Raw genomic sequence first — 12512 nt, 5'->3', positions numbered from 1 at the left:
CATCACCTATCAACATCTGCCATCACGTAATCAATACTGCCAAGTGTCGCAATTAAATCCGCCACCATTTGGCCTCGAGAAATCACCGGTAGCATTTGCAAATGCGGAAAACTTGGCGTTCTTATACGAGTACGGTAACTCATCGTTGAACCATCACTGATCAGGTGATACGCCATGACGCCTTTTGTCGCTTCCACCGCAACAGACACCTCACCAACCGGTATGGTAGGGCCCCAAGATACGTTAATAAAATGTGGTATCAAGGTATCAATATCTTTCATGGTACGATTTCTATCTGGCGGCGTTGTTTGTGGATGCTCTGCTTTATAAGGGCCTTCTGGCATGTTATTTAAGCACTGCTCAATAATACGAATACTTTGTCTCATTTCTTCAATGCGAACACGGCAGCGATCATAACAATCGCCATTGCTACCAGTAGGAACTTCAAAATCAAATTGATCATAACCACCATATGGGCGCTGCTTTCGTAAATCCCATGAATAACCCGTAGCCCGTAAACCTGGACCAGTAACTCCCCACTCAAGTGCCTCTTTCGTAGAGTACGCACCAATCCCTTGAGTACGTTGTTTTAGGATACTGTTTTGCATGACCATCTTGTCGTATTCATCTAGCCTTGCAGGTAAGTAATTGACGTATTCTCGAACAAGTGTTTCCCAACCCTTGGGTAAGTCTGAAGCTAAGCCGCCAATACGAAACCAGCTTGGGTGCATACGAGCGCCTGATATTGCTTCGACAATGCCGAACAATTTTTCGCGATCAACGAACATATAAAAAATAGGCGACAATGCACCAACATCTTGTGCAAACGTACCGTAAAAGAGTAAATGACTCAGAATACGGAACATTTCTGCGGTCATGATGCGTGCAACTTTTGCGCGCTCAGGTACGTTAATGCCGGCGAGTTTTTCTACCGCCATTACATACGGGAAGTTGTTCATAACACCACCGAGATAATCAATGCGATCGGTGTAGGGAATATAGCTATGCCACGATTGCCTTTCTCCCATTTTCTCTGCGCCGCGATGGTGATATCCAATGTCTGGGACGCAATCGACAATTTCTTCCCCATCCATTTGCAATACGATGCGAAAAGCACCGTGTACGCTCGGATGATTTGGGCCTAAATTCAAAAACATGAAATCATTATCTGGACCTTGACGCTTCATCCCCCAAGCTTCGGGGTTGAACTGTAATGCCTTTTGTTCTTCGTCTTGCTTATGTTTTGGTAGCGTAAAAGGATCCATTTCTGTCGCCCTAGCAGGGTGTGTTTTCAACAGTGGATGTCCATGCCATGTTGATGGCATCAGGATACGTGAAAGATGAGGATGGTTAAGGAAAACCACCCCAAACATATCCCAAACTTCACGTTCATACCAATTAGCGTTAGGCCAATATTGGCAAACACTTTCAATGGTTTTATCGTGTTTTTCAAGCGCAACTTTTAACCGAATATCTTGGTTTCTTTCTGGAGATGTTAAATGATAACTTATAGTAAAATCAGCAACATGTTTCGATTTATGACGTCTTTCGCTTTCATCGATAGCAGTAAGATCAAAACAAACGGAAAAAGGCCTGATTAATTCATGTCGAACAACCTGCATCACTCGACATACCTCTTGTTTTAACAACCATACCGTTGGAATATCATCACAAATATTATCGTGTTTATCCGCGGGTAGTAGCGATACGTCATTAATCAATGCACGAATTTCTTCAATAATAGGCAGCTGATTAGATTGGTGCCAATCTTGACTGAGTGATAAGTCTACCTGCTGTGTCATACGGAATCTGGCTCGTCTAGATTTGTGGTTGCGATACGATGTTCGTGTTTGATGTCTCGTAAAGAAGGTTTAGCTATTTCACTCACCCCCGTTTCATCTACCATCCAACTAACTTGCCTTGGTTGATGAGCTATCTTAGTTTGCAATAATAAAATAGCTTCCATTAAAGCTTCAGGTCTTGGTGGACAACCAGGTACGTACACATCAACAGGGATAAACTTATCAACGCCTTGTACAACGCTGTAAATATCGTACATACCACCAGAGTTAGCACAAGAGCCCATTGAAATTATCCACTTAGGCTCTAATAATTGTTCGTAAAGGTGCTGTATAACGGGCGCCATTTTCCGAAAGCAAGTACCCGATATCACCATCAAGTCAGCCTGACGCGGCGTTGCTCTAATCACTTCTGCACCAAAACGCGCAATATCATGCCTTGAAGTAAAGCTGGTTGCCATTTCCACATAACAGCAACTTAAACCGAAATTGAATGGCCAAATCGAATTTTTACGGCCCCAATTTGCGAGATCATCAAGCTTAGAAAACAGTACATTGCGCGATAGCTCATCTTCTACTTGTTTTTTTGACTGCGACATCTGTTTGTCAAGTTCAGCTTTCGTTAACGACCACTCCATTAGCATTCCTTTTCACTATGATTGATTTGGGACTGTTTGGCTTTAATCGGTAAATGCCGTTTTGTTAATGACAAAGCGCCAACGCGATACAAATATAACAATGCGGCAAGTAAAATAAAAATGAACACAGATGCTTCAATTAACCCAGCCCACCCTGATTCTTTAAAAGCGATGACCCAAGCAAAAAGAAAAATCGTTTCTAAATCAAAAATGACAAAAAAGACGGCATAAAGAAAAAAATGCGAGGTAAAGCGAGTTTTATTAGCATTTACTGAAATAACGCCAGATTCATAAGGTAAGTTTTTTGCAGGAAGTTTCGCTTTAGAACCAAGCAGATGAGAAAGTATCATCATGGCAACTAACATGATAACCAGCGTTAAAAAGTATGCAGCAATCGGCCAAATTTGCGAGACTTGCTCACCCATCGCACTGAGCTCCCCAAATGTTTAACATTTGATTTATTATCGCGATAGACTACTTACTTACCGGCAGTTTTATGTTGCTCATACCACAAAACCCCAGCGATACGAGCTATTTTTTAATTAGCTATTCTAATCATAAGACAAAGATAATATTTTGCAAATATACCGTACATTCAATTAATTAAAATTAAGGTCTACTTATCTTTCAAGATTAAATGTTGTTCGAACTAAACGCTTTTATTGCCATTTAACCTTCGTTATTGCTCTTTCATGTGGAAAAACCACACATTACTCGCAATGCTTTGTCTAAAGACCAAGAAAGACGCTAAACTATGAATCACCAGCAGAAAGATTTAATCAATGTGTTGTGTCCATCGGTTGATCTCACAGCCAAAAGCGGACAGTGATAAATATCCTTATATAATTCACTTATTCAATCTGCATAATCCACACCTGATGACACCTGTCTATCGTTGCAAAACAGAGTCACACCTACACCTTCTCAAACGAACATATTGTCGACAATTTTCAAATTAAGTAGCATTTAAATTGATTAAAACTCGTTTAATCCTTATTATTGTCGACAATAAGGTGTAGGGCGATAAAATAGGTGAAGATTAATTTGGATTCATATAATATTTTCGGAACGATCAATACGATTTTTATTATTGTTAGTTTGTATGGCGTGTTTTCTCAATTGAGAACGATATGGAAGAGAAAAGAGTCTGGTATTAAAAGCGAAAGGCCAACTGCACTTTTATCATTAAACCAATTTACAGTTAGCTACTTGGCATATTTGTCGTTCTTTATATACGGATATTCAATAGAACCGTTTAATCACTATATAGTCTGGCCGAGATTACTTGCTTCGGTATTAGTAGCGTTTATTTTGTTTGAAATTTGGCAAGACCGAAAATCTAAACACGCTAAGAGCACCTTTAGCTTAGCCTGTGCAACTTTGCTAATTGCTATCTCAGGATTATTTATGGGTGAAACAATAATCGATCAAGGAAAATATATTTCTACAACGACAATTGTTTTAGTAACAATCTTGATAGCTCAAGGTTATTACCACCAAATTAAGCTAATTATTAATTCAGGTAGTACAGGTGCTGTCGATTTAAAGATGAGTCAATTCATCTTTATGATGGATATTTCGACTATAGCTTTTGCTTTAAGTATGGGGCTAAGCATAGGATGGCCATTGCTAGTGTTGGCGATTACCAGTGGTATTACTAAAGTCATTATTATGTTTTTATTCAAATGGGTAAAAATCAGTCCAACAGCCCAAAAGCGTAGAAATATTGTGGTAGCTTAAAATACGTTGGCCGACGGTTATTATATAATGTGGCGACCGTCTCTTGATCGCTCATAGCTGTCTGTCAGATGAGACATGAACCTATTTTCATCAACACTGTAAGATCAGATATGAGCTAATACACTTATAATAACCTGTCGTTCTATTTATTTTAAAGACTTCTACCAATGATACCATTTTGATTACTATTGGTAGACTTAATATAACTTTTCTTCTATTCTTCTGCGCCGTTTATCAACTCAGTTAACTGACCTAACTTGGCTAATACTTGCGCATGAATTGATTTTCTTGGATAGCGCCCCACACTGTTAATTTCTCCAGCGGTTTGACCCATTAATATTTCCATTGATTGATCTACATTATCAACCGCATAAATATGAAATTTCTTAGCTTTAACCGCGGCAATCACTTCAGGAGCTAACATTAAGTTTGTCATGTTCGTTTTTGGAATAATTACCCCTTGCTGACCCGTTAAGCCTTTATCTTTACAAAGGCGATAAAACCCTTCTATTTTTTCATTCACGCCACCAATCGATTGAACCTCTCCGTGTTGATTCATAGAACCTGTTATCGCAATAGCTTGCTCTATAGGCAATTGCGCTATAGCAGAAATTAACGCACATAATTCAGCCATTGAAGCGCTATCACCATCAATGTGCCCATAAGATTGTTCTATCGCAATATTGGCTGAAATTGACACCGGCAGCTCACGCCCATATTTGTGGCCAATATAGCCACTAAGTAATAAAACGCCTTTCGAATGTATAGATTTGCCAAGGTCTACTTCTCGTTCAATATCTGTAATGCCATGACTACCTGCATAGACGGTTGCTGTGATCCTAGCAGGAGTACCAAACACACTATCGCCAATTTCAAGCACCGTTAAACCATTAACTTTACCTACCTGTTGCCCGGATGTACTGATTAATACTTGTTCTTCTTTAATTTCATCTAGCCAAGCTTCACTAATACGCCCTGTTCGCTTCTCTTTCGCTTTCATGGCTTGCAACACATGTTCAGCGGTTAAAGGTGTAGTTAACTCTTCCTTGCGCCAAAGGTAAGCAGCCTCATCAAGTAAGTCATTCACTTGCACGATATTTGCGGAAATTTTATGCTGATGTTCTGCGCGTCTTAATGCATAACGAATCAGCTCCAACACTGCACAGTCACTAAGTTCAGGATATTTTTGTTGGTAAGCTCGTTGTCGTATGAGTTGTGCATACTCTAATAAACGCTCATTACTGGTATCTAAATAACGATCAAAATCCGCAAGCACACGAAAAAGTTCAGTAAATTCTTGATCGTAATCTTGTAGCATATAATAAATATCTGGGTCACCTAATAGCACCACTTTTACTTGCAACGGTATTTTTTCTGGTTGAAGACTAAAAGCGCCAGGTTGAGCAAATTCAGAATATGGATTTTCAATGGTAATTTCTTGGGTTTTTAACGCGAGTTTTAATTTTGCCCAAACTAAAGGCTGATTTAACAACTTCTCAGCTTCAAGTAATAAGTAACCACCATTCGCACGGTGTAAAGCTCCAGGGCGAATTAGCCGATAACTGGTATAAGTACTCCCTTGAAAGCTAGCAAAATCAACATGACCAAATAAGCGCTGGAAAGTAGGGTTTTGCTCATATACAACAGGCGCCCCCTCATGTTCATCACGCGCAACTAACAAGTTAGGCAAAAAGCGCTCAACCATTAATTTACGTGTATCTTTATCGTTTGGTTGTTGTTCTTCGTTTTCAACGACTAACAACTCTAGCACAACATCAACCACGTGATGTTTAACACTTGATAAGTACTTTAATACCCCGTCATTATTAGCAAACTCATCTTCTAATTCTTGCAAAAATGGACGAATACTTTGCTCTGCCGTTTCTTGCTTTAATTTGCGCAATTTATCTGACGAAATGCGTTTCCATTGTGGAAGTTCAATTAATTGTTCAGAAAGAATGTTTTCTAATTTCTCAAGCACGTCATAAAACGCATTGCGCTTGGCTTCATCTAATTTAGCAAACTCTTGATCGTTTAATGGTTTACCGTCATTTAATGGCGCAAAGGCAATTTCACCTGCTTCTTCATAAACAACCACTTCGTTTTCTAAAGCCAACGCTTCAACATGGGCAATAGCCTGATCATATTTTCGATTAAACTCGCGATCAATTGCTGCTTTTTGTCGTTGATAGCTTGGGTTATCAAAGATTTCGGGAAACAGATCTAGTAATTCATCAATGAATGTGTTCATTCGAGCTAATAATTGCTTGCCATCACCGGGGCTTACGTAAAGTTTATAAGGCGCATGTACATCATCAAAGTTATTGATATAACACCATTCATCAGGTGTTTCTTGCTCGCTAGCAAGCTTGGTGAGCATTTGTTTCACTAATGTTTGTCGACCCGTGCCATGCTCGCCCATCGCAAAGACATTAAACCCTCGCGTTTGCATAGATAAGCCAAATGCTAACGCTTCTTTTGCTCGTTGATGACCAAGAAATATCGATGATTGAGAAGAGTCTTGTGCGATGTTTTTGAAAAGCGATGCATCTAACTTTGCAGTTAATTTTTCCGGCGCCAATCGATATTGGCTAAGGCTTACGGTCATATTGATGATACCTGAGTACAGAAAGTAAATAGTTTACGGGCGGATGGTATTCATTTATACATGGCAAGGTAAACCATCCTTGATAACATTTATCAAGGCATAGTGTACTCTGAACTAAGGCAAAGTCGCAAAAAAATACCTCTACTATGGCGTTAAACTTTTTCTAATAAAATGATCATGCCCACAATAGATGCATTTTTTTACTTCGGTCATATGCGTAACAGCAGTCGCCTTATGGCATTGTTGACATTCAAGCATTCCAAAGCCAATAACATCACCTTCTTGATATACACCGTCATGTTGAAAATCATCAGGAATTTCGGCCCATTCAACTTGTGATTTATCGGTAATATTTGCCATATTCGCCCAAAAAGATTCCTTCATTAATGATAAATAAATCGAATGCTTCGCCTCTTTTTGGTTCTGGGCATAAAACTCCTGTAGATCATATTTAAAATTTGCGACAAATTGTTTAACACGATCTTCCGGCAATTGTTCCATGGCCAACAGAATTGATTTTGCTTGCTCTACCAATTCAACAATTTGGGTGACTTCATGTTTTTTGACATCTGTGATCCAATCAGACATATCTTGATAAAAGTCAGAAAATCTATCTTTTTTCATCTTATCTTCCGTCAACGTTTTATTTTCATGAAAGTATAGCAGTTTTAGGCGTTATTGACCTTTAACTGTAGTAAGAAAAATCAAGTGTTTAACATTACATACGATTAAACATCATAAGCTTATCAATGGGTTTACCGTCGTTAACTTATATTCAGAATTTTCGCATAAAATAGCACCATATAAACTTGTCGCCATCACAGTAAATCATGTATTCTATAGCGATTATTAAATTACCTTTTTGATCTGAATTTCTTAACGCGAAATTCGCATCACTTCAAATTTTTGAGAACACCATTAATGGAATCCATTTATAATCCCCAAGCTATCGAAGCTGCAGTACAAAAACATTGGGCTGAGAACAAAACATTTAAAGCCGTTGAACAGCCAGGTAAAGAGAAATTTTATTGCTTATCTATGTTTCCTTACCCAAGTGGGAAATTACACATGGGACATGTACGCAATTACAGCCTAGGAGATGTAATTTCTCGCTACCAACGCTTGCAAGGCAAAAATGTGATGCAACCTATGGGGTGGGATTCATTTGGTTTACCTGCAGAAAACGCTGCGATAAAAAACAACTCAGCCCCTGCAAAATGGACTTACCAAAACATTGATTACATGAAAGGCCAACTTAAATCGTTAGGTTTTGGCTATGATTGGGATCGCGAATTAGCTACCTGCAAAAAAGATTATTATCGCTGGGAACAATGGTTCTTCACCAAATTATACGAAAAAGGTTTAGTGTATAAAAAGAATGCAACCGTTAACTGGGACCCTGTTGATCAAACAGTATTAGCCAACGAACAAGTAATCGACGGCCGCGGTTGGCGCTCAGGCGCAATTGTTGAACGCAAAGAAATACCGCAGTGGTTTATTAAAATTACCGACTACGCAGAAGAATTATTAAATGATCTAGATCAGTTAGAAGGCTGGCCGGAACAAGTAAAAACCATGCAAAAGAATTGGATTGGTCGTTCTCAAGGTGTTGAAATGACCTTTGACGTGCATAACAGCGATCAACAATTCGATATCTACACTACTCGCCCTGATACTGTGATGGGCGTCACTTATGTTGCTTTAGCAGCACAACACCCATTAGCACTTGAAGCAGCCAAATCAAATCAAGCGCTTGCCGCCTTTATTGATGAATGCAAGCAAAGCAAAGCAACAGAAGCTGATATTGCGACTATGGAAAAGAAAGGGGTTAATACCGGTTTAAAAGCTGTTCATCCACTTACAGGTGAGTTAGTCCCTGTTTGGGCAGCAAACTTTGTATTAATGGATTATGGTTCAGGCGCGGTAATGTCGGTACCTGGACATGATCAACGTGACTTCGAATTTGCTAAAAAATATGGCTTAACTATTAGCCAAGTAATTGCTGCGAGTGAAGGTGACGACATAGAGCGAGCTGCCATCCTAGAAAAAAACACCTTAGTAAATTCAGGTGAGTTTGACGGGTTATCATTCGAAGAAGCATTTAAGGCTATCTCTGATAAGTTAATCGCGTTAGGTAAAGGAAACATTAAAGTTAATTATCGCCTTCGCGATTGGGGGGTATCTCGTCAGCGTTATTGGGGATCACCTATCCCGATGATTAATCTTGAAAACGGTGAATCTGTACCTGTACCCGAAGATCAGCTACCCGTTGAATTACCTGAAGATGTCGTCATGAATGGCGTTACCTCGCCAATAAAAGATGATCCTCAGTGGGCAAAAACCACTTATAATGGAGAAGCGGCCTTCAAGGAAACTGACACCTTTGATACTTTCATGGAGTCTTCTTGGTATTACGCACGCTTTTGCTCACCAGATGACGATACACAAATGCTCGATCCAGAAAAAGCGAACTACTGGTTACCAGTAGATCAATATGTTGGTGGTATTGAACATGCCATTTTGCACCTTTTATACGCACGCTTTTTCCATAAGTTATTACGTGATGTTGGTTTAGTAAATAGTGACGAGCCATTTAAAAGCTTGTTATGTCAAGGCATGGTGCTAGCAGATACCTATTATCGTGAAAGTGAGAATGGCGCTCAAGAGTGGATATCACCTTCAGATGTTGAAGTAGAACGTAACGAAAAAGGTGCCGTGACCAAAGCAACCAGTAAAATAGATGGCCAACCGGTTATGTCTGCTGGCATGAGTAAAATGTCAAAATCAAAGAATAACGGTATTGATCCACAAGAAGTCATTGACCTTTTTGGTGCGGATACTGTTCGTTTATTTATTATGTTTACGTCTCCACCTGAACAAACATTGGAATGGTCTGATTCAGGTGTTGAAGGCGCACATCGATTCTTAAAGCGTGTCTATAAATTGGCAGCAGATTTTAAAGCAAGTGGTAACGCTCCAGACTTAGCAGCAGTATCACTAAACAGTCAGCAAAAGACCTTACGTAGAGAACTACACAAAACCATTAACAAAGTCAGTGATGATATTGGCCGTAGAAACACATTTAATACTGCTATCGCTGCCATTATGGAGCTAATGAATCATTTAGCTAAAGCACCATTAACGAGTGAAGAAGATCGCGCAGTTATGCAAGAAGCGGTTCAAGCAGTGGTATTAATGTTGTCACCTATTGTACCTCACTTAGGTCATCATTTATGGCAAGAAATTGGCGATGGTACAATGATAGAAAATGCATCGTGGCCTGTTGTTGATCAAGCTGCATTGGTTGAAGATGAGAAGTTAATCATTGTGCAAGTAAACGGTAAGTTACGCGCTAAAATTACTGTGGCTGCTGATGCAACACAAGAAGCAGTTGAACAACTCGGTACGACAGAAGAAAATGTTGCTAAATTTATTGAAGGTAAAACGATTCGTAAAATTATTTACGTTCCCGGTAAACTACTAAATATTGTGGCGAATTAATGAGTGTAGTAAGTAGTAACTTACCCGTTAACATAAAGGTGTTCAGCATTATGCTGTTCACCTTCATGCTGACTGCCTGCGGCTTTCAATTGCGAGGAAATTATTTACTTGACCCCGAACTACAACATTTACATGTAAGTTCGGTAGACAGATACGGTGAACTTACTCGTCTCACGATTCAACATTTACAGCGCAACCAAGTGATCGTAGCTAAACAGTTTGACAATACATTACCTGAGTTACGTATTTTAAAAGACACATTAGATCGAAGAACATTATCAGTATTTCCCAACGGACAAGTTGCAGAATACGAACTGATATATACCGTAAAATATCAATTACGATTTAAAGAACAAGACCCCCTTGATTTTCGTTTCGAATTAAATCGAGACTACCAAGACGACCCAGATATCGCGCTAGCAAAAAGTCGTGAATTATCCATGATGTTGAAAGAAATGCGTATTGAAGCAGCAGACAAAATATTACGTAACATGGCTAGTATACAACGCTAAATAAGAAGCAATTAATCACGTGAGAATTTATCATAATCAACTGACAGCGACTCTCAACAAACCTGCTGTACCTGTATGGCTGATTTTTGGTGATGAACCATGGCAAAAGTCGAACAGTATTTCAACGATAAAGCAACACTATAAACAGCAAGGCTTCGATGAAATAATTCAGTTTACCGTTGATGATAAATTTGATTGGTCGCAGTTAGTTCAAGAGTATCAAGCCATGAGTTTATTCGCCAGCTTACGAATAATCGAACTTGAATTACTGACAAACAAAATTGGTGACACTGGTAGTAAGGTGCTCACTGACATTGCTCAACAGCTGGTGCCCGATGTTTTATTATTAATACATGGCAACAAACTTGATGCCCCAACACAAAAGCGTAAATGGGTTAAAGCATTAGAATCAAACGGCTGTTTTCTTCCCTTGTATGATATTGAAGGAAAACACCTACAACAGTGGGTGCAAAAACAAGCACGGTTATATCAAGTTAATATGCTACCTGATGTTATGCTATTACTGGCTGAACTGTTCGAGGGCAATTTACATGCGCTTGATCAAGAACTGCAAAAGCTTGCTATTTTATTTGGACAACAGTTAATTACCACTGAGCAAGCAGAACAGTTGTTGATAAAACAAGCGAAATTCAACCCGTTTCAACTCATAGATGCCATGCTGATAGGAGATGTATCAAAATGTATAAATATACTCGACCAATTGCAGCATGATGGTACGTCTGCTGGCCAGCTATTATGGTTTATCCATAAAGAAATTAAACAATTAAACCATATGCAAGAGCAAATTGCTTCTGGACAAGACATTCAAACTATCTTCAAAGAATATCGCATTTGGGATAAACGAAAACCACTTTATCAAAAAGCCTTAAACACCATGACATCACAACACTTAGCCATTGCATTAGCAAGGGTAGCAGAGGTTGATCTAACCATGAAAACAACTAGTGATTTCAATGTATTTATTCTCTTAGCAGATGTAATTACTACATTATACTACGGTGAAACAACGAAAGGCTTGTCATTGAATTATGAGTATGGCGACGCATAATTTAACCAAACAACGAATTGGTATTCTAGGTGGCACGTTTGATCCAATCCATAACGGTCATTTATATCCCGCTATCGCTTGTATCGATACATTAGCCCTGGATCAGTTATTACTTTTACCCGCGCATATTCCGCCGCATAAAAATACCACCGTTGCCAGCGCAGAACACCGAAAAAACATGGTCGCGTTAGCAAGCAAAACCCATAAAAAATGTCAGTTAGATGCAAGAGAGCTTTTACGTGATACCCCTTCGTACACAGTTGAAACCCTCAAAGAAATAAGCCAACAACAGCCCAATTGGCAACTTTTCTTTATTATTGGCATGGATTCATTGCTTACATTTACCTCATGGTTTCAATGGCGGGACATTTTAAAATATTGTCACTTAATTGTTACCGTTAGGCCGGGGTATCAACGAGATACTTTAAGTAAGGAAAACCTAAAACTACTCCGTCCGTTTTTTACCCATAACCACCTAAGGCTCACAACGACTCACGCAGGTTTAATTGGCTTTGTACAACAAAAATCGTTTGATATTTCTTCCACTAACATTCGACATTCAATTCGTGACGGCGAAATTAATCAAAATGATATGCCTAAAGAAGTTGCCAACTATATTTTCCAACACAATTTGTATCGTTAAGC

General features: G+C 39.1%; 10 protein-coding genes. 5 read left to right on the top strand and 5 right to left on the bottom strand.

Annotated features, from left to right (window positions below):
* Window positions 1-2 precede the first annotated feature (2 nt).
* Genes nuoC through QUE72_RS04600 form a run of 3 tightly spaced genes read right to left on the bottom strand, consistent with a single transcriptional unit; the run spans window position 3 to window position 2862 of the window.
* Entirely contained in the window at window positions 3-1802 is a 1800-nt protein-coding gene (nuoC, locus tag QUE72_RS04610) for an NADH-quinone oxidoreductase subunit C/D (RefSeq protein WP_286271849.1), read from the bottom strand.
* Window positions 1799-2437 (bottom strand): NuoB/complex I 20 kDa subunit family protein, encoded by a 639-nt coding sequence (locus QUE72_RS04605; RefSeq protein ID WP_286271847.1) that lies wholly within the window; start codon window positions 2435-2437, stop codon window positions 1799-1801. Before QUE72_RS04605 ends, nuoC begins: the two co-directional genes overlap by 4 nt.
* Window positions 2437-2862, bottom strand: a complete 426-nt coding sequence (locus QUE72_RS04600; protein ID WP_074500550.1) for an NADH-quinone oxidoreductase subunit A — start codon at window positions 2860-2862, stop codon at window positions 2437-2439. The genes QUE72_RS04605 and QUE72_RS04600 overlap by 1 nt, the downstream gene beginning before the upstream one ends.
* A gap of 619 nt (window positions 2863-3481) precedes the next feature.
* Here QUE72_RS04600 and QUE72_RS04595 point away from each other — a divergent pair.
* A complete protein-coding gene (locus QUE72_RS04595; protein ID WP_286271844.1) occupies window positions 3482-4177 on the top strand; it encodes a hypothetical protein in 696 nt (231 codons plus the stop codon).
* A 214-nt stretch (window positions 4178-4391) separates the two neighbouring features.
* Here QUE72_RS04595 and QUE72_RS04590 read toward each other — a convergent pair whose 3' ends face one another.
* Complete coding sequence (locus QUE72_RS04590) at window positions 4392-6785, bottom strand: Lon protease family protein (RefSeq protein WP_286271841.1); 2394 nt, start codon at window positions 6783-6785, stop codon at window positions 4392-4394.
* A gap of 144 nt (window positions 6786-6929) precedes the next feature.
* Window positions 6930-7409: a zinc ribbon-containing protein gene (locus QUE72_RS04585; protein WP_074500553.1), complete on the bottom strand. Its 480-nt coding sequence runs from the start codon at window positions 7407-7409 to the stop codon at window positions 6930-6932.
* A 297-nt stretch (window positions 7410-7706) separates the two neighbouring features.
* Here QUE72_RS04585 and leuS point away from each other — a divergent pair, with 297 nt between their 5' ends.
* From leuS to nadD, 4 genes are read left to right on the top strand one after another with little or no spacing between them, the layout of a single operon-like run.
* On the top strand, window positions 7707-10286 hold the full coding sequence (leuS, locus tag QUE72_RS04580) for a leucine--tRNA ligase (RefSeq protein WP_286271839.1): 2580 nt from the start codon (window positions 7707-7709) through the stop codon (window positions 10284-10286).
* Entirely contained in the window at window positions 10286-10798 is a 513-nt protein-coding gene (locus tag QUE72_RS04575) for an LPS-assembly lipoprotein LptE (protein ID WP_074500555.1), read from the top strand. The genes leuS and QUE72_RS04575 overlap by 1 nt, the downstream gene beginning before the upstream one ends.
* Window positions 10799-10817: 19 nt before the next feature.
* On the top strand, window positions 10818-11867 hold the full coding sequence (holA, locus tag QUE72_RS04570; protein WP_286271837.1) for a DNA polymerase III subunit delta: 1050 nt from the start codon (window positions 10818-10820) through the stop codon (window positions 11865-11867).
* Window positions 11854-12510, top strand: coding sequence for a nicotinate-nucleotide adenylyltransferase (gene nadD, locus QUE72_RS04565; protein ID WP_286271836.1), 657 nt, complete (start codon window positions 11854-11856; stop codon window positions 12508-12510). The genes holA and nadD overlap by 14 nt, the downstream gene beginning before the upstream one ends.
* Window positions 12511-12512 lie beyond the last annotated feature (2 nt).

This window comes from Thalassotalea hakodatensis, from assembly GCF_030295995.1.
GTDB lineage: Bacteria > Pseudomonadota > Gammaproteobacteria > Enterobacterales > Alteromonadaceae > Thalassotalea_C > Thalassotalea_C hakodatensis.
Note: the sequence above shows the minus strand (reverse complement) of the source record. Positions and strands in the feature narration are given on the sequence as shown.